The following is a 20,043-nucleotide window of genomic DNA, read 5'->3' as shown; positions in this document are numbered from 1 at the left end:
TTAACTAAGTTAACCCCTCCGTTGACTTCTGTCCTGTTGAGCCTTTTCACACAAAACATGTCATTTAAAAATTCATTCTGCATGGTAAAAAGATGCCTGTTGCTCATTTTTCTTTTTCAGGTGTGTCTTACCAGCTTCAATGCCAGCGCACAAAACCCTACGGTAGTACGTCACCTGTACAACGCCAACTCCTATAATTATGCCTGGATTAAACTTGGAACACTTTCCATGCCACAGGAAGGTTCAACTGCTACTATCAGGTTCCATGGAGGAAATGGCTATAATGGATTACTGGATCAGATGGGGCAAACTGAGTTGCATATCCGCACCAGTAATGGATCTTCTGTTCCAAACGGTTATGCATTTAGTGCATATGCAACACGTACCGGTTATTCTGTTCCGGTATCCTCAATAAAGATTGTGCCCAATGCTTCAGGTGGAGCAGCGACCTCCTATGATATCTATATCTATCATGGCGGTTTTGTTGGTTACTCAATTTATGAGGTAGTAACTATCAGTGGTAATTATCAAGGGTATGAACAAATAACCACTGCTCCCACTCAAGGCTATGATGTTCCTTTTAACTTTACTGTGCAAAATGATGTAAACCTGGGCAATACACTGCGGGTAAATTATGCCAATGCCAATGTAACGATTGGCTACCCATCCAAAAAATCGCAGCTCCTGGTTAATGGAGATATTTTTGCTAACCGGATAAAAGTGACTGCGGACAACTGGCCGGACTATGTATTTAATCCTGAATTCGAATTACGCCCTATATCTGATCTGGCCCGCTATATTGCCGAACACAAACATCTGCCGGATTTACCAGCTGCAAACGAAGTGGAAACCAAGGGTCATGATCTTGGAGAGATGAATAAAATTCTGCTGAAAAAGATTGAAGAAATGAGTTTGTATATTATTCAACTAGATAAGCGGACAAAGGAATTGGAAGAAAAGGTGAACAGCAGTAAATAATATTTAATACCAGGATACCATATACATAAAAAAGAACCAGTCTTATTAGACTGGTAAACCTGTGACATTTTGTTTGCTGATTGAATTATTAATTAATATCGGTGTAACAAGGCGGCCTCCATGTAAACACACAGTTGGCGGATCCTTTTATCGCTACATTTGACCGATCAGGTTTGCTCAAGCCGGCAACAGTTATTTTTCCCAGCGTCAATTTTTTTGCGCATTGTTTCTTCATTGCAATTTGGTTTGGTGATGGTAATAATTTAGCAGTATGAATATATTGATTATTGCTATGGGGATGGGCACCGATGTTAACCGTTTCTTTGCTAAAATTAACCGGGCAACGACGATCAGGCGCAACAGCCCTGGCACAGGGCTTATTTCCCTCACATAAGCCGGGCAAAAAAAACGGCAGAAAAGGATAAAACTACATTAGTCTTCCAGGGTTTAAATACATACTTTGTACGTCCGCAGAGGAAGTATATTCCCTTACCAATGTAAAATATCGAAATGAAAAACAGACGTCTCATCAAACATCTGCTGCCCTTTTTGGTTGTCCTGACAGTTATAACCACGTTGCCGGCTGCTGCGCAGATAAATTTCAAAACGAAGCAATGGAACCTTCAGCTAAATGCTTCAGGAGAGATAACCAGCATGAAGAGCATCATGCTTCAGAAAGAGTTTTTATTTGCAGACAAGGCCACTGCGCTGATGAGCATTAAAAAAGACGGGAATATTCACGCGCCCCGGAGCTGTGTCTGGAAAGCAAAAAGCTCGGAGCTGGTGTTATCCTATCCACAGATTAACGTGGAAGCAAATGTAAAAGTGCAGTGTAAAGACAACTACATCAGTTTTGAACTGATGAAACTGACCATGGCTGAAAATGCGGATCTGGTGCTATGGGGCCCCTATCCTACTATCATAGCTGACACTATCGGTGAAGTGGTAGGTGTGGTCCGTAGCAAAGAATTTGCTATTGGTATACAGGCGCTGAATGTAAAAACACTAGGTGGTTACCCGAATACAGAAAGTGATATAGAGCCTTCGTATGATGTGTTTGAAGGCGGCAACAAAGTGGATGTAAAGGAAGATGACATGAACAAACAATTGTTCAGAGGAGACGTAGCGCGACCAACAGCTTATGGATCTGTGTTACAAGCGTATTGCCGTAACCGTTATAAAGACCGTGTTATTGAAAACTGGGGACATACCGCCTACCTGGCTCCTGCATTTAATGATGGCGGGGTTGTTGGCAGCAAGATCGCTCTTTTCGGTGTAGTTAATGCAGATGTGCTGCCAACCATTTCGCAGATTGAAATCGCCGAAGGATTGCCGCATCCATTGCTTGATGGTGAATGGGGAAAGCAGGCTTCCCACGCTTCCGAATCATACCTCATCATGGATTTTGGCGTTGACAACCTGCAGGAGGCAATGGAAGCGACCAAACAGGCCGGCCTTCGTTATCTCTATCATGGCGATCCGTTTGAGAACTGGGGACATTTTAAACTGCATACCAAAGCGTTTCCACAGAACTGGGCCAGTATGAAACAGTGCGTTGAAACAGCCAGGGCCAAAGGAATACGATTGGGCATACATACTTTATCCAACTTCATTACCACCAACGATCCTTATGTAACTCCGGTACCAGATCACCGGTTGGCCCAGGTGGGTTATTCGCGCCTCAACGCCGCCATCGACGCCAACACCAAGGAGATCGGGATCGAAGACCCCACCTTCTTCAATCAGTTTCAAAACAATACGCTGAAGTCAGTTGTCATTGGCAATGAAATTATACGCTATGGAACTGTATCCGCGTCAGCACCGTGGAAACTGCTCAATTGCCAGCGCGGCGCCTTTAGCACCCAGGCAGCAGCACATCAGCAAAATGATACAATAGCCAAACTGTTTGATCATCCTTATAAAGTATTTCTTACCAGTTACGCACTACAGGAGGAAATGTCGAAAACTATTGCACGCCTTTTTAATGAGACAGGCCTGATGCAGATATCTTTCGATGGGCTTGAAGGCTGCTGGTCTTCCGGTATGGGACAATATGCCAGACAACTGTTTACCAAAACCTGGTACGATAACCTGAAGCCCGAACTGAAGGGAAAAGTTATTAATGATGCCAGTATGCCCGGCCACTACTTCTGGCATATTTATACCAGGATGAACTGGGGTGAGCCCTGGTATGCAGGCTTCAGGGAAAGTCAGCTGCAATTGCGCCTCAGGAACCAACAGTTTTTCCGTCGTAACCTGATGCCTTCCATGCTGGGATGGTTCAGTTTGCGCCCTGAAACAGCATCGGAAGACATAGAATGGATGCTGGCCCTGGGCGCCGGCTATAACGCCGGCTTTGGACTGGCCACCAGCCTGGAAACATTGCATAAACACGGAATGAAAAATGAGTTGCTGGAATTGATAAAGATATGGGAACAGGCCCGCATGAAAAACATTTTCAGCGAAGCACAGAAAGAACAAATGCGGAGTTTAAAGCATGAATTCCATCTGGAGACATCCGGCAACAATGGATATAAATTAACACCGGTATACAATACCTACTTCAAACACACCCAACAGCTAAAACAGCCAGGAGAGCCGGTCTTCTCAACATTTAAGTTCAACAATCCGGCAACAGCCCAACCCATTTCCTTTATTATTACCCTGGCTGCCGGCAAGGACTATGATCCGGATGTAACCTTCGATCAGATATCATTAGCCATCAATCAACAGGATGCATTGGTATTGCCGGTAAGTCTGAAGAGAAACCAGATACTGAAATCTGACGGCAAAACTGTAAAATTATACAATCGTCAATGGCAACTGCTGCAAACCATTGAATTGAATCAACCATTACCGGTTTTATCCAATGGCATGAATGAAATTATTTTCGACGGAAAATATTCTGGTGAAAACGGCGCCGATGTAAAGCTGGAAATCCGTTCCAATGGTCAGCCTGAGTTGATCAGGGAAACCCACTAGTGTATCATCTTACATGGCCTTTAAAGAATGGGGCCTGCTAAAATGGAGACCTGGAGAAATCTTCATCAGCTATCTGGATCAATACAGATCAATCATTTATAATAGTTGCGGTTGGGTTATGCCCAACCGCAACTATTTCAGCCCATTACCTACTCACAATCATGTGAAAATGGTATATATTACATACATATTCAGATGTACCGTTTCATTTTGGCAACGTTCATCATAACACCCATACTATTTGAACCCCTTATTCAAGATATGCAGATATTTTTCACTGGTATAGTTGCATTATTGGCAGTGGTCATTTCGCAGTCTTTCTTTGCTTCCGGCTTATTATTTTTCGCAAAAAACAACAAGCTTTCTAACAGGCTGCTGGCGGCATTGATCCTTGCCATTGCATTTTGGCTGATGGACCATTTTATAAGAATTGCCGGAATTTATGATCAAAGACCGGATCTATATTTTATGCCGATTTTTTATTCCTTCGGTTTTGGCCCGCTGCTCTATTTCTATGTACGGAGTCTGGTGAATCAAAATTTTAAGTTCAAACGGATACACCTTCTACATTTTATTCCGGTGGCTTTACAGTTTGCACTTTATCTTACATTAGCCTTTTGCCCATTCGTTTTTAAAGAATGGTACTGGGAAAACGTTCACCGTCCTTATACTTACAGGATTGAATTTGATGGCACCTGGGCCTCCCTTGGCATTTACTTAATTATGTCTGTCCGTTTGCTGCGGCGTTACCAACAGTGGGTACAAAATAACTTCTCGGAATTATCAAAAATAAGACTGAACTGGCTTATAACTATTTTAATTGTATCAATGATTTTATGTTTTCAATGGTTTATTGAGATATTGTTAAGGGATTTGAAGGGCTTGTATTTTGACTACGACTATTCTGTGGAAATACTGGGAATTACAGCGCTCGTTCTTGGGGTGGCAGGGATACGACAATCAAATCTGTCTGGAGTAACTTATGAAGTTACTGACAAACAGATGGCAGAAGATGCAAAGGCATTATTCGAACCGGACCCTGAAATATTGAACAGGATTCGAGAGGCAATGGAAAAACAACAATTATATCTCAACCCCGGCCTGACATTAGTTGACCTTGCCCAAGCTATCAAGCTAAATCCGAAGGTCGTTTCCCGGCATATTAACACCGGATACCAAAAATCCTTTAATGACTATGTGAATGCGTATCGGGTGGAGGAGGTCAAACGAAAACTAACTCCTGCCAATCTGGAAAAAACAACTATTATATCAATAGCCATGGATGCGGGGTTCAATTCCAAAACCACCTTCAACCGCATTTTTAAAGAATTCACCGGTATGGCTCCCTCTGAATTCATCAGGTAAGTGGCTTATTTTTTATTTCCCTGCTCATCTGACTGATCGAAATAGTCCCACTTTTCTTTTGTAACAAATACCACTATCCAACTCCCTTAATTTTATCAAGATAGCTATTTACCACCTGAAACAGGTACCATATGCGGTATCTGGGACGTCCCAATCTGGTTTTGCACCGCCCTCAACAACCGAAACATCCATTTTTGTCTCCTAAATCGAAAAATCTATGATGAAATTCATGCTAATTATGTTCATGTTGATGACAACATTACATCAAACCAATACCAGACTTAGATCTAATGATCTTGACGGGTTAACCAATAAAAACTGGCGTGGCTCGCTCACCTACCTCGATTACAGCACCAGCAAGCTGGTATCTATTCCTACAACATTAACGGTAACTGCTTCAGCAAGAGGAACTGGTTGTTACGATTTTAAAACTTCTTATCCCAAAGAGCCCTCACATGATAATCTGCAGGTCATTACGATCGCTAAAGATGGACAGGATATTGACGGAGAGCGCGTCAAAGAGCGGACATTATTGCCCGAAGGAACCTTGAAGTTTGTGACCGAGAAAGACGGGTTTGATGATGATAAAGCGGCACTATTACGTTTTACCTATCGAATAAGTAAAACAACTTTTTCCCGCAAGAAAGAAGTTTGTTATGCAGGAGACTCTACCTGGTTTATGCGTAATGAGCTTTCACTAAAAGTAAGTACTGAATAAATGTTTCCCTCAAAAACCTGCATAGTTGTCGCCAGTGATTTTCATTCAATTTTCTGAGATCTGAACACTTTTCCCCCGTCGCCGCGAGTGAACTTTGGGTTACATTAAATTCTCGAAAATGAAAATCGTACTTACCGGCTCGCTGGGGAATATCAGTAAACCACTTGCTGAAATGCTGGTGAAGGAAGGTCACCAGATCACTCTCATCAGTACAGATCCCAATAAACAGGCCCGGATACAGGCCATCGGTGCTCAACCAGCTATTGGCAGTATCCAGGACCTTTCTTTCCTTATTAAAACCTTTACAGGGGCAGATGTGGTTTACTGTATGAACCCACTGGATTTTGCAACACGAGACCTGGATGCATGGGACAGCAACATGGATAATTATATCCAGGCTATCAGGGAAACCGGCGTAAAGCGTGTAATAGTGCTCTCGGGGTGGATCTCTCACCTGCTGACTTCTATCCAGCCGGAGAAGAAGTTTGAGGCCCTTAAAGAAGTATCTGTTACCCTTGTGCGACCGGGACCTTTTTACACTAATTTCTATCATCTTAAAGATATGATCCGGCACCAGGGCATGATTGTATCCAATTATGGCGGAGAAGATCTGATAGCTTTTGTGGCTCCTGAAGACATCGCTGCTGCTATCACGGGAGAGATCAATACCCCGGCAGCTGCGGGCTTGAAAGTGTTATACGTGGCCAGCGAGGAACTTACCTGTACACAGGCAGCACAAATTATAGGAGAAGCCATTGGAATACCTCACCTCCCATGGATAGCACTTCCCGGCGAACAGGTAAAACAAACACTCGAAGCTACCGGCATATCACCTGAGGTGGCCGGATTATTGGTAGAAATGCAGGAAAATATGCATAATGGGAAAGCACAGCAGGATTATTACCTTAACAGACCTATATTAGGAAAACGAAAACTGCGGGATTTTGCCAGGGAATACGCTACCTGGTACCATCAAAACTAATGTTATGGCCGGAAACCTTCCCCTGAGAATAAAAAGCATTCAGCAGCTATTGCAGCTGAAAGGCCTGCCTGATACCAAACATCCACTTATCAGCGTACTCAATATTGCTGAACTAAAGGAGCTACCTAAGCCGGTAGATATAGTGGCCACCACTGACTGCTATTTTATAGGTATGAGCAGATTTGCGCGGGCTTGCGTGAAAATGAAGTATGGACAGCAGGAATATGATTTTGATAAAGGGGTGATGAATTTTATAGCACCAGGACAGGTATTTAGCTTTAATGCCGATCAGGTGGAAGAAATGAATCGGTCCGGATGGATGCTGTTGCTCCATCCGGACTTTCTCTGGAACCATCCTCTTTCATTGAAGATAAGGCAATGTGAGTTTTTTGATTATTCAGTTAACGAAGCCCTGTTCCTCTCCGATAGTGAAGAGCAGACTATCCACGGATTGTTTAAGAATATTGAGCAGGAATATAGCACTAACATCGATAAATTCAGCCAGGGCATAATAATTCCGCTTATCGAATCCCTGTTGGGATATTCAGAGCGCTTTTACCAGCGGCAGTTCATTACCCGTAAGATCACCCACCATGGTATCGTAAGACAACTGGAAGCATTGCTGGAAAAGGCTTTTTCTCAGGAAGCACTGGAAGAAAACGGGATACCCACAGTAAAGGATATTTCCAGCCAGCTGAATATTTCACCTAATTATCTGAGCGGTCTGCTCAAAACACTTACTGGTAGCAGCACACAACAACACATACAAGATAAGATCATAGAGAGGGCAAAGGAAAGACTGATGATGACAGATCTGTCTGTAAATGAAATCGCTTTTGAACTGGGGTTTGAATATCCGCAGTCTTTTTCTAAATTATTCAAGACTAAAATGAATATTTCTCCACTGGTATTCAGAAAGACCAGCAGGTTTTAATATTTCCAACCTTATCTGATTTACCTAAAACGACAGCCTCAAACCCGGCTGTTAACAGAAAATTCAATAATGGACAACCTGGTGTCCAAAAGTGAACAATACAATGTAATCAGCCAATTTTAAACTATTGTATACTAACATTTTATAATCCGGCGTTTTTTTTGGGGCGGCCGGCATGTCATTCTGGGTTCATGAACACCTCACCGTTGATACGTTACGGTTAGAACAAACAGTAGTTATGTTAAAAAGCTATGTCAAAGTCGCATGGCGCAATTTGCGCAAAAACAAAATGTATTCAACCATCAACATCATTGGCCTGGCTTCCGGAATAACCATGTTCCTGCTGATCGGTCATTGGATAATTGATGAATGGTCGTTTGATAAGCAATTTGATAACTATGAGCACATTGCCCAGGTATGGCAGAATGTATCGAACAATGGCAGTATCGGCACAGGAAATAATCAGCCATTTCCGTTGGGAGCTGCGCTACGTAAAGATTATGGAAGCGATTTCCAACGTGTCGCCATGTGTACCTGGAATCAGACACACCTGTTATCCCCCGGAAATAAAGTATTAAGCAGAGCTGGTGTTTATTGCGAACCAGATTTTACAAAAATGTTATCCCTGAAAATGTCGCATGGACATGATAACTTAGCAGATCCTAATACCATCCTGCTTTCCGAATCCCTTGCGCACTCCTGTTTTGGAAATGAAAATCCCATCAACAAAACATTGCAGATCGACAATAAACAGGCAGTAGTGGTAGCAGGTGTATATAGGGATATGCCCTATAATTCGACTTTTGCCGGTATTGATTTTATGATGCCGTGGGAGCAATACGCCCGAAACGAGGGATTATATAATTACGATAACCCCTGGAGAGCGAACTCATACCGGGTATTTGTGCAGATCGCAGACAATGCAAACATGGAAAAAATCTCCGGGAAAATTAAAGATGTTAAGCTAAAAAACGTCCGGGAAGATGAGCTCACCCTGCATCCCCAGTTATTTCTATACCCCATGTCCCGTTGGCATCTGTATTCAGAATTCAAAAACGGGGTGAATACCGGAGGGCTGATCAGATACATTTGGCTACTGGGTATCAGTGGCATATTTGTATTGTTGCTGGCTTGTATCAATTTTATGAACCTGAGCACTGCCAGGTCCGAAAAACGGGCCAAAGAGGTAGGCATACGAAAGGCAATCGGTTCACGCCGGAGCCAGCTGATTTATCAATTCTTCAGCGAATCATTTCTTATGGTAATGATCGCCCTGCTGATTTCTCTGCTGCTGTTTCAGTTGATCCTTCCTTACTTTAATCAGCTCTCCGATAAGAGATTGGTTTTATTATGGACCACTCCTTTATTCTGGGTGGCATGCATAGGCTTTTGCATTATCACAGGGCTGATAGCAGGTAGCTATCCAGCCTTCTATTTATCTTCATTCCGTCCTGTCAGCGTATTAAAGGGTGCCTTCCGGGCAGGCAAATCGGCAACTATTCCCCGCAAAATACTGGTGATAGTACAGTTTACCGTTTCAGTTACCCTGATCATCGTCACTACGGTTGTATTTCGTCAAATACAATTTGCTCAAAACCGGCCTATCGGGTACGATAGGAATGGCCTGATAATGGTGCCGATGTATTCACAACATATCCATGACCACTTTAATCTGGTAAGGAATGAACTCCTGGAAACAGGGGCTATATCGGATATGGCTGAATCATGGAGCCCTGTTACATCAGTATGGTCTACCAATAGCGGTTTTAATTGGGAAGGAAAGGATCCTGGTCTTGCACTTGATTTTCCAAATAATGGCGTTTCCTATGATTACGGGAATACCATAGGTTGGCAATTTGTGGCAGGGAGGGATTTTTCCAGGTCATTTGCAACCGACTCCGCAGCTTTTGTGATCAACGAAGCAGCAGCAAAATTCATGGGACTGAAGGACCCGGTGGGTAAAACAATTACATGGGATGGCAGCCCCTATACAATTATAGGCATCATAAAGGATGTCATTTCAGAATCACCCTATGAGGCTGTACGGCCTTCCGTTTTTCATTTGAGCAAAGACGCGGGCACCCAAATGGTGGTGAAAATAAATCCTGCACTAAGCCCCCGTGAAGCCCTAGAAAAAATAGAAGCTGTTTTTAAAAAGAATAATCCCAACGCTCCTTTCGATTATCAATTTGTTGATCAGGAATATGCGAGAAAATTTGGAGATGAACAACGTTTCGGCAAACTCGCAGGCATATTTTCCCTACTGGCTATATTTATCAGCTGTATCGGATTGCTGGGCATTACCTCTTACATGGCAGAACAACGAACGAAAGAAATTGGCTTACGGAAGGTGCTGGGGGCTTCATTGTTCAGCCTATGGGTACTACTATCCACTGACTTTATAATACTGATTATCGTCTCCTTTGTAATTGCCTTTCCGGTAGCATATTATGCGATGATCACCTGGCTGCAGCATTACCAGTATCATACTACTATTGCCTGGTGGATCTTTCCGGTTGCCGCAGGTGGCACTTTGTTCGTCGCCTTCCTCACTGTTAGTTATCAAACTATCAGGGCCACCCGGATGAATCCGGTAAAGAGTTTAAAATCCGAGTAATACAGCGCCGACTGACGGAAATGGCTGAACGAAAACTGCCAGACGGAACCCTGTGCCCTACCGGTTTATATAATAATCACTTCAATATGTCAACATTTCATAACTTGCTCCACCTGCTACTAAACCGGTAATTGTATGAAAGAAAAGATAGAAACCTACTTTTCGGGTATAAGTGACAAAATCAGTTCTATCCGTAATGCCAATAAAGAAATCGAATTGCTGGAAGCGCCGAGATTTAGCGTGTTTGATTATATCAATGCGGATGAAAATAAGCTTTCAGATATCATTGCAGATTTATTAACCCCTCAGGGTAAACATGGACAGGGAAATGTATTTCTGCTGGAATTTCTTAAACTTATCAACCTCGAAAATATTGATCCGGGAAAACTCCGGAATGTCAGAAGAGAAGCCTCTACCAGGCTAATCAATCAAACCCAAAGGAGAATGGACATTCTGATTGAATTTAACAATCAGGCTATCATGATCGAAAATAAACCCTGGGCAGCAGATCAATACAAACAGTTATCTGATTATCGGGATCACTTGTACAGAGAATACAGGGAAAATTTCACCATTGTTTATTTAGCTTCCCGCGATGGTGGTCCGTCAGAAGAAAGTATTCCTAAAAACGAGCTGAATGAACTGATAGAAAAAAGCCAATTTATACAAATATCCTTCGATAAAGGTTTGGTTGCATGGATCGAAAGATGTCTGGAAAAATGTAAGCCTCAAAATGTAAAACATTTTTTAAACGACTTTAAACTTTATTTAGTCAACAACTTTAATACAAAAACTGCATGATACAGGAACAAGAAGCCATAGTAGAATTTGCGCTGAAAAGTGAGGAAAACATTGAATTAACCTTCTTAGCACATCAGTCTTACAGCCCACTTTGCAAAGACCTTGCAATTAAATTTCATAATGAACTGAGGAAAAGCGTGAGCGAAGTATATACTGGAGAAGATTGGATACTGCCAGAAAATAACGCCGGGAGGTTAATTGAGTTTATGATAGGAAACAGAAAATGGCCGGGCAATTTAATATTTGGTTGTCGCGACTTTAACGATGCTGACAGATTATGCTTTTATGTGAAAACTGAAAACGATTTCAGGGAAACTGTTTTCTCCGCCGTCAATGCTTCAATAAACGGTAAGGTAACAGGAATTGGATGGTGGCTCAGATTCAGAGAGCCATATAATAGATGGGAAACTTCATTGGAAGGCATTAAAGCATTATATAGTCCCAGCGATATGATCAACTACGTAATGGAGAATTTCAAGTTGATAAGCAAAGCGCTGGAAGAGCATTTTGCTACAGTCAATGAAGGTTAATAGTGTCACGTTTTTCCAAATGGAAATAAATACTGTTGGGGCGGTAATATTATAAACAGTTAAATTCTGTACATAATCAGATAATTTCTATCAAATGTTTCCATCATAAACATGGCATATTTGTATCAGCATAATACCAGATATGAACCTATAGAAAATCATATCCCAGCTATGCGAAAAATTCTGTATTGCATTAATTTAAAAATGTAACCCTTTATTTTCCCAAAAGTATCAACACCTATTAACATGAAAAAGACTACAGTAAAAAAATTAAGCCTGAAGATGATCAAGGTTGCTCAGTTAAGTCCTAATGGAGCTCAATTCATTCTGGGAGGCAACTCCGGAATTACTGCTCCTACTGCCCCTACCGGGAGTCCTACTGGCAGCCCCACCGGCCCCGCTACCAGCCCAACTTCCAGTTATACCGGTCCTGCCGGCCCTCCTACATGTGCTACCGGAACCGGAACCCACACTGTGGCATGTCCTCACGGGTGATAATCTCCTGATAAGTATTTAGTTGCTTACAATACAATCTGACAAAAAGCCTTCAAATCAAAGAATTTGAAGGCTTTTGTTTATTTAGTGATCAGCATTTTAACTCATACATCCTGTCATATCACAAATGGATCCATATATTACATGCGAACTTTATGCCCGCTGTTACAGGTGCTCCTCCATGAAGGGAATAGATCAGATCCTTGTTCTGTTCATCAAGATTTACAAAAGACAAAGCCATCCCCCTCTTAGGACTTACACTAAAACCTATTTCCGGAAATACTGTTTCCCCTCCTTCGAAATTATCATTCAGATAAACCAAAAGAGTAGCCTTACGTTTCACTCCTGTTTCGAAAGAATCGAAATGTGGTTTAAACTCCTGTCCTTCTCCATAACGAACACACTGTAAATCTTCAATGCGTGCTGGTTCCACTTCCATCAGGTCAGCTGCTCGTTCTATGATGTCATTAAATAATGGATCCTGTCTGCTGGTAGTAATAAACGCCGAGTAACTGGTTCTGTTTCCCGTTATCTCGCCGGTACCATCTGCAGCTCCGGTCATACTTCTGTTGAACAAGTTATGTTGTTCACAATAATCAATCATATAGTTACATTCCTCTTCCGACAAAAAATCTTCCACCGCAAAAATTGAATCAGTATACGCTTCCCGCTCAGATAAATCTTCCTGTTCGCATGCTTCACAAAATTCTTTGTCAACAACAATTTCTTTTATGTCCAGGTATTGCAACACTGTTAACTCACTCACAGCACAGGTGATGGTATCTGCAAAAAAATATTGTAAGTGTATCTGTTGTTCTTCTACCTTTTCTACTATTGCAAGTACATCCTGCTCGTGTATCCGGATAACGGCCATAGTCGGAAAAACCATGGCATCTGTAATGTTACAGGGCGCCGTTTTCAGCTCATGCTGGATACCCCATTTCTGCAATTCCATGCCTATGTCCTGCATGGACGTTTCCGGGAACGCTTCTTTTTCGTATAGGGCTCTCCGTACTTTTAAGCGCCCCATATTAATATTGTGCAAACCAAGGAAATGAATCACTAAATTAATAGCATAATGATGCGCTGTAGTATGGAATTTGGGTTTCATAAATACGATACGTAGTTGCTTTCTGTTTAATCATCATAACGATCAGCAGCAAATAACATCCCAGGAGGAATGTTACTTGCCGCTGATCCGGTTCAATTCCAGGTTTCGAATCAAATAGGACAACAAGGACCAACATTACCGTTGCTGAGCTGGCAAGGAGATCCGTTGCTGATCAGGCAAGGAGATCCAACCGGAGGCATTGGACCAGCAGGGGCTGTTGTATAACCGCCACCTATGCTGGGAGGACCAGCAGGACCAGTACCTGTACCACCCCACAAGTTTTTCTGTCCGTCAAGACTTAGACTCGCAATTTCCACTTTGCGCAGGCTGAGCTTTTTGAATGTTTGCTTTTTCATTTTCTACGTTGTTTAATGATAAATAAAAAGAATTCCTGATCGCCAGGATATATACTGGCAACGTGAGTTATACTGATGATTATATTGTATAGGAAAACCATCAGGCTTATACCTGATGTGTAAAAAGAATGCTACCTTATATATTAGTGAAGGGTTCTATAGCATAACGCGTGCTTGTTTACGGATATCCGTTACCGTTAACAATTGGGAATTAATATACCGCTGGCATGGTTCAAATAATATTTAGCTGTTAACACTTCGTACAATGAATGTAATATTACGACATCCCGTATAGGCTATATAGTTAGAAGTTAACCAGTTTTTCACCGATGTTAACAATCCCGGAAATCTCCGGCTGATCAAGAGAAGAACGCTGTAACTATCAATAAGTATAGATAATCAGAAGACTTATTCTATTATATTTTTTAAAAATACGGTTTAGATGACTTTCGTCCGTAAATCCAAGCTCATAGGCAATTTCACTCATGCGCATATCACTATGTAGCGTAAATTATAGAGCCCAAAAAGAAGACCTGCGCAATGCGCAGGTCTTCTCATTTTCCAGTGATCCTGCTGGGAGCATCACGTATCCTTGTAATATCTTGTAAAATCTGTGTTTGATAGTGGCGAGCGTTTATTGCCAACCGTAATGCTGACTGAATTTTTGTTCTCTGTAATTATCAAGAATGAGTACTTTACGTCTCAAAAATCCTATTCCAATTTTATTTAATTTTCCTCCCCTTTAATTCAATCAATTCCTTGTGCTGTTCTAATAATAATTTCTGTTGAGACTCTACTTTCTTATTAAGATCAATCAAATACAAAGTTAGTTCCTCAATTTTCTGCAATAGTTTAGCTTGATTTTCACCTAAATCAAGACCATTTACTTTTACTTCCTGGGCCGAAGGTATTTCAGGAAGATGTTTTTTCTCCTTCAGGAATAATTCTAATTGTTGTAATGTTGGCAAAGTATACGTTGGCTCAAAAACATAGTCGGGCCAACCAATCTGCGTTACTTTTATTCTTTTTGCATTAATATCGCCATTGACTGCTAATTTAGCCTGAGGTGAAGTAGTGCCTATACCAACATTCCCTCCACCACCAGCTATCAAAACATTCCCCGGAGAACTGAGATTAAGTCCTAAAACGTTATTTGAGCCTGAGGCGTTAGTTTCCACTATTAAATATCCCTCATTGCTTCCTCTAATCTTCCCTCCGGCAGCTCCTCCAAAAGCAGTCCAATCATTCCATGAATTACCCAATATAGCAGCAACTCTTGTACCATCCGGTAAAAAGTTAACATTTGCTACATGTAACCCTGCTTGCGGGTCTGTCACACCGATACCTACTAATCCGTTACTACCGATTCTCAAACCTTCAGAAAAGCCGCTTACTGTTCTAACAAAAAATTTCAATGAACCCAGTCTACCTGTAGGTACTACTCTTTCACTTTCAATCCTACTAATTTCTGTTCCGGCCATATTAAACTTGATGGCTCCAACAGTTCCCAACACATCCCAATTATTGGTGAGCTGTTCATATGATGCTCCATCCGCTACAATTTCTAACTTTTCCTTTGGTGTTAGAGTTCCGATCCCAACATTCCCTGTATCGCGAATAAAATTGGTTTGGCCATTAACACAATTGAAAACAGTGAGATAAACAAACAACATTATACAGTACTTCATAGACGTTTTTTTATGTTTTAAAAAATCAGGATAAATATTAAAAACGAAACTAATAAAAATAGTTATTAGTATTGAGTCAATAATCATCAGGCGGTATGGCCGTTAGCATTTGTTTTAAAATCTTTACATACTCCATGGCGGCCGCTCAATAGTGGTCAGGTAGTGCGTCCTCCAAGGAACCTTTTTTCTGAAAACATTATTTGTCATTATTACAATTATTTTTAACTTACGAGACCAGGCATATATTGATGCCGGTGTAGCGTCTTTAGCGGTTTTTGTCCGTCAGGGACCCACCCAGTCGGAAATTAGCTGTTGCCTCGTTGCTTTTTTTCAGGCGCAGGCGGGATATTCCAATGGCGTTCCTATGCTGCAATAAATTATAAGTTCAACACGTTATGATGCGCATTTTCCTTTTCCTGGCAATGCTGGCGGCACCTTTTCGGGTTTTTGCCCAAGTAGCCAACTACAGCTTTTCCAAACTAGACATCTATTACGGCTTGTCGCATAATCAGGTGACAGCTATCCTCAAGGACACAGAAGGTTATCTTTGGTTTGGCACAGTATCGGGGCTTAACCGCTATGATGGCCATACCTGTAAGATACTGCGCAACCGCCAGAACGACAGCACCTCGCTGGCGGACAATTATGTGCTTTCTCTGTATGAACTTCCGGATGAAAAAATCTGGGTGGCAACGAAAGGCGGCCCTTCCATCTACGACACCTATACAGAACGTTTCAATGCTAACTATAACGGCTATCTGAAATCACTTGGTCTTCCGGACGGTACTTTGTATACCATCACCAAAGGATGTAACGGGAGATACTGGTTCCTGTATGAGAACGGCGGGCTGTTTCTCTATGCCAACAAACAGGCAAAAAAAATTGCAATCAACCCTGCTGACAAGATCATCGCCGTACGCGAAACAACTGCCGGTAAATTATGGACCCTTCACCAGAACGGCGTCTTACGGGAATACGACATCTCCTCCGGTAAAACTATTTCCACCAGTACGGCACTTCAACAACAGGCCAAAGGCCATAACCCCACCAACCTTTTCATTGATAGTGACGGTGATATATGGCTCTGGAGCTTTGCCTACGGCGTCTGCCTTTTCCATCCGCAAGACAATTCTGTCAGGCTATTCAACGAAAGCTCCGTCCCATCCAGACTGCAATCCAACCTCGTCAGCCAGATTGTGCAAGACAACAATGGCATGATATGGATAGCTACAGACCACGGCGGCATCACACTCATCGATAAAAAGAAGGATTTCCATACCAGTTACCTGCTCAACGACCCCAGAAATCCTCAGAGCCTGAGCCAGAACAGCATCAATGCTTTGTATAAAGATGACAGAGGTATTCTGTGGACCGGCACCTACAAACAGGGCGTGAATTACCTCAACAGCAATATCCTGCGGTTCCCCCACTATCATCACCAGGAGTCAGATCCCGGAAGCCTTCCCTATGATGATGTGAACCGTTTTGTGGAAGACAAACAGGGCAACCTCTGGATAGGCACCAATGGTGGCGGGCTTATTTACTTCGACAGAAAAAACAATACCTTCCGGCAATACCAGCATGACCCGGGCAATCCCAACAGCATCAGCAACAATGTCATCGTTAGCCTATGGATCGATCATCAGAACATTCTTTGGATAGGCACCTACTTCGGAGGACTTAATAGCTTCGACGGCAGAAAATTCACCCACTACCAGCATAACGACCAGGACTCTTCTTCCCTGGCTGATGATAAGGTATGGGAAGTTTTTGAAGATAAAGACCAGCACCTGTGGATAGGCACCTGGGGCTCCGGACTGGACTTATTTGACCGCACTACAGGCCGTTTTCAGCATTTCTACCGCGAGAAATCCGGTAATCAGGCACCCAATTACATCTCCGCGCTAATGGACGACCGTAAAGGCAATTTATGGACAGGCACCACCAACGGAGTGATGGTTTTCTCCCCCGACAAAAAACTTGCCGCCACCTACCGCCACACCGCCGGCAAAAAAAGCCTGAGCAGTAATAATGTCATCTGTTTTCTGGAAGACAGTAAAGGCAGGATATGGATAGGCACGCATGAAGGACTTAACCTGTTCAACGAACAGACGGGTGACTTTGAGCTGTTTACCATGGCCGATGGCCTTCCGGATAATATCATCCTTAACATGCTGGAAGACGATGCGCATAAACTGTGGCTTTCCACACCCAGTGGACTATGCAGCGCCACCCTGACACAGAAAGGTAACTGCATCTCACTGTCTGTTGCTGGTTACGACGAGGCCAACAATCTTCAGAACCGTGAATTCAATGAAAACGCCGCATTCAAAACCAGCACCGGAGAGCTTGTCTTCGGCGGCCCATCTGGTTTTAATATCATTAACCCCAGCCAGACACAAAAAGCAGATGACCATTCCAAACTGATATTCACCGGCCTTCAAATACTGAACAACAGCATTAAACCGGGGGAAACTGTCAACGGCCGTATTGTATTGGAGCAATCCCTTTCGAAGCTTAAACGCATCGACCTGAAATACCGGGAGAATGTTTTCTCCATTGAGTTCGCATCGCTGGACTATGGCCACAGGGCATATTACCGCTACGCCTATACGCTGGAGGGATTTAATACCGACTGGCTCTATGCAGACGGCGACCAACGCAAAGCCACCTACACCAACCTGGATCCGGGGAATTACACCTTTAAAGTCAAAGCACTCAACAGCGATGGTTCCTGGAGCGAGCCTATATCGTTGGCAATCCATGTGGAGCCACCTTTCTGGCGGACTCCCTTCGCATTCGCCATGTACCTGCTGACAACAGCCGGTCTGCTCCTGCTGGCACGACGCATAACACTGGACAGAATACACATGCGGTATGAAGTGGAACAACAGCGCCGCGAAGCGGAAAGAGTCCATGCGATTGAACAGGTCAAGACAAAATTCTTCACTAATGTCAGCCATGAATTACGCACACCATTGAGCCTGATCATCTCTCCGCTGGACACTATCATCAAAAACACCCACGATGAAGTACAACAAAAGCAGTTAGGGCTGGTGCTCCGTAACGCCAAAAGATTACTGAACCTGGTGAACCAACTGCTTGATTTCAGAAAAATGGAAGTACAGGCTATCCGGCTGCATCTGGCTATGGGCAATATTGTACAGTTCATTCGGGATATCAGCCACTCCTTTACGGACATCGCGGAGAAAAAGAAGATCAGCTTTAACTTCTCTTCTACCATTGACAGTCTTGAAATATATTTTGATAAGGACAAGATTGAAAAGATCTTATTCAACCTACTGTCTAACGCTTTCAAATACACGCCTGACAATGGCGCCGTTACGCTGCGGCTCTCCTGTGAACAACCTTCCGGGGATGAAGATGATGCAACGCTTGTTATAGAAATACAGGATACCGGCATCGGCATTCCCGACAACCAGCAACAGAAAATCTTTGAACGTTTCTTTCAGACAGATGTGCCATCAGATATGGCTAATCAGGGCACCGGCATAGGACTGGCAATTACTAAGGAGTTCGTAAAACTTCATCATGGGGTTATCGCCGTAAAAAGTGCTCCGGGCAATGGTACCTGCTTTACCGTAAGAATCCCGGCCAAAAAGATATACGACCCTTCCATACGCAGTACCACGCCGTTGGTAACAGAAGAAGACGCCACTCAAATGCTGTCTGAAGAAACGCGGAAAAATGGCAAAACGAAAACCATCCTTTTGGTGGAAGATAATGAAGACCTGCGCTTCTACCTGAAAGACAACCTGAGAGGCAGGTATCATGTTGAAGAAGCGACCAATGGCAAAGAAGGCTGGGAAAAAGTGAAGCAGTGCAACCCCGACCTGGTGGTGAGTGATATCATGATGCCACTGTCGGACGGTATCGATCTGGTTAAAAATATCAGGACAGAAACAGGTACCGCGCATATCCCCGTAGTCCTGCTCACCGCTGTGGGCGATGAAGGCCGGCAGCTACAGGCATTTGCTGCCGGCGCCAATGATTATATCACCAAGCCTTTTACTTTTGAAATACTGGATTCGAGAATTAAAAACCTACTGGCCCAGCAGAAGTTGTTGCAGAAAAGATTCCAGAAACAGATTGAAGTGAATCCAGCAGAAATAACGGTTACCTCGGTAGATGAAACATTCTTGCAAAATGCGCTTGACGTGATTGAAAAACAAATGGACAATACTGATTTTTCTGTGGAAGACTTCAGTACAGCGATGCACATGAACCGGGTAACGCTTTACCGGAAAGTGCTGGCGCTTACCGGCAAATCTCCGCTGGAATTCATCCGCTCCATCCGGCTGAAACGCGCTGCGCAGCTGCTGGAGAAAAGCGGTATGACCATCGCGGAGATTGCCTATAAGGTGGGATTCAATAATCCCAAACAGTTCTCGAAGTTCTTTAAAGAAGAATTTAAAGTGCTCCCGTCACAATATGCCATGCGTAAAAAAGAAACAGACAGTTAAAT

The 20,043-nt window shown here is 43.0% G+C and carries 16 protein-coding genes; 12 read left to right on the top strand and 4 right to left on the bottom strand.

What is annotated here, in order from left to right; all coding sequences use genetic code 11:
• Window positions 1-81: 81 nt before the first annotated feature.
• The 11 genes from DF182_RS29005 (at window position 82) to DF182_RS28960 (ending at window position 12,402) form a co-directional block, all read left to right on the top strand.
• A complete protein-coding gene (locus DF182_RS29005) occupies window positions 82-978 on the top strand; it encodes a hypothetical protein (protein WP_113619247.1) in 897 nt (298 codons plus the stop codon).
• Window positions 979-1,249: 271 nt separating this feature from the next.
• Window positions 1,250-1,372: a hypothetical protein gene (locus DF182_RS32790; RefSeq protein ID WP_262511113.1), complete on the top strand. Its 123-nt coding sequence runs from the start codon at window positions 1,250-1,252 to the stop codon at window positions 1,370-1,372.
• Between the two features lie 116 nt (window positions 1,373-1,488).
• Window positions 1,489-3,960: a hypothetical protein gene (locus tag DF182_RS29000; RefSeq protein ID WP_113619246.1), complete on the top strand. Its 2,472-nt coding sequence runs from the start codon at window positions 1,489-1,491 to the stop codon at window positions 3,958-3,960.
• A 195-nt stretch (window positions 3,961-4,155) separates the two neighbouring features.
• Window positions 4,156-5,325: a helix-turn-helix domain-containing protein gene (locus DF182_RS28995; RefSeq protein WP_113619245.1), complete on the top strand. Its 1,170-nt coding sequence runs from the start codon at window positions 4,156-4,158 to the stop codon at window positions 5,323-5,325.
• Between the two features lie 217 nt (window positions 5,326-5,542).
• Entirely contained in the window at window positions 5,543-6,043 is a 501-nt protein-coding gene (locus DF182_RS28990; RefSeq protein WP_113619244.1) for a hypothetical protein, read from the top strand.
• A 118-nt stretch (window positions 6,044-6,161) separates the two neighbouring features.
• Window positions 6,162-7,025 carry an NmrA family NAD(P)-binding protein gene (locus DF182_RS28985; RefSeq protein WP_113619243.1) on the top strand — a complete coding sequence of 288 codons (864 nt, stop codon included), beginning with the start codon at window positions 6,162-6,164 and terminating at the stop codon, window positions 7,023-7,025.
• A 4-nt stretch (window positions 7,026-7,029) separates the two neighbouring features.
• Window positions 7,030-7,959, top strand: a complete 930-nt coding sequence (locus DF182_RS28980; protein WP_113619242.1) for a helix-turn-helix domain-containing protein — start codon at window positions 7,030-7,032, stop codon at window positions 7,957-7,959.
• A gap of 238 nt (window positions 7,960-8,197) precedes the next feature.
• On the top strand, window positions 8,198-10,576 hold the full coding sequence (locus tag DF182_RS28975; RefSeq protein WP_113619241.1) for an ABC transporter permease: 2,379 nt from the start codon (window positions 8,198-8,200) through the stop codon (window positions 10,574-10,576).
• A gap of 135 nt (window positions 10,577-10,711) precedes the next feature.
• Window positions 10,712-11,377 (top strand): PDDEXK-like family protein, encoded by a 666-nt coding sequence (locus DF182_RS28970; RefSeq protein WP_113619240.1) that lies wholly within the window; start codon window positions 10,712-10,714, stop codon window positions 11,375-11,377.
• Window positions 11,374-11,907 carry a hypothetical protein gene (locus DF182_RS28965; RefSeq protein WP_113619239.1) on the top strand — a complete coding sequence of 178 codons (534 nt, stop codon included), beginning with the start codon at window positions 11,374-11,376 and terminating at the stop codon, window positions 11,905-11,907. The genes DF182_RS28970 and DF182_RS28965 overlap by 4 nt, the downstream gene beginning before the upstream one ends.
• Window positions 11,908-12,153: 246 nt before the next feature.
• A complete protein-coding gene (locus DF182_RS28960; RefSeq protein ID WP_113619238.1) occupies window positions 12,154-12,402 on the top strand; it encodes a hypothetical protein in 249 nt (82 codons plus the stop codon).
• A gap of 121 nt (window positions 12,403-12,523) precedes the next feature.
• On the opposite strand, the gene DF182_RS28955 is transcribed toward DF182_RS28960, so the two are convergent.
• The 4 genes from DF182_RS28955 to DF182_RS28940 all read right to left on the bottom strand — a co-directional run bounded on the left by DF182_RS28955 (window position 12,524) and on the right by DF182_RS28940 (window position 15,557).
• Window positions 12,524-13,432: a prolyl hydroxylase family protein gene (locus DF182_RS28955; protein WP_161964308.1), complete on the bottom strand. Its 909-nt coding sequence runs from the start codon at window positions 13,430-13,432 to the stop codon at window positions 12,524-12,526.
• A gap of 191 nt (window positions 13,433-13,623) precedes the next feature.
• The gene (locus tag DF182_RS28950; protein ID WP_113619236.1) at window positions 13,624-13,869 is read right to left on the bottom strand and encodes a class I lanthipeptide; all 246 of its coding nucleotides are present in this window, start codon (window positions 13,867-13,869) and stop codon (window positions 13,624-13,626) included.
• Between the two features lie 382 nt (window positions 13,870-14,251).
• The gene (locus DF182_RS28945) at window positions 14,252-14,362 is read right to left on the bottom strand and encodes a helix-turn-helix domain-containing protein (RefSeq protein WP_262511112.1); all 111 of its coding nucleotides are present in this window, start codon (window positions 14,360-14,362) and stop codon (window positions 14,252-14,254) included.
• Between the two features lie 229 nt (window positions 14,363-14,591).
• On the bottom strand, window positions 14,592-15,557 hold the full coding sequence (locus DF182_RS28940; RefSeq protein WP_147243580.1) for a hypothetical protein: 966 nt from the start codon (window positions 15,555-15,557) through the stop codon (window positions 14,592-14,594).
• A 395-nt stretch (window positions 15,558-15,952) separates the two neighbouring features.
• Between DF182_RS28940 and DF182_RS28935 the strand changes: the two genes are divergently transcribed.
• Entirely contained in the window at window positions 15,953-20,041 is a 4,089-nt protein-coding gene (locus DF182_RS28935) for a hybrid sensor histidine kinase/response regulator transcription factor (RefSeq protein ID WP_113619234.1), read from the top strand.
• Window positions 20,042-20,043: the final 2 nt, after the last annotated feature.

Origin of the sequence: Chitinophaga flava (genome assembly GCF_003308995.1) — a bacterium.
Lineage (GTDB): Bacteria > Bacteroidota > Bacteroidia > Chitinophagales > Chitinophagaceae > Chitinophaga > Chitinophaga flava.
Note: the sequence above shows the minus strand (reverse complement) of the source record. Positions and strands in the feature narration are given on the sequence as shown.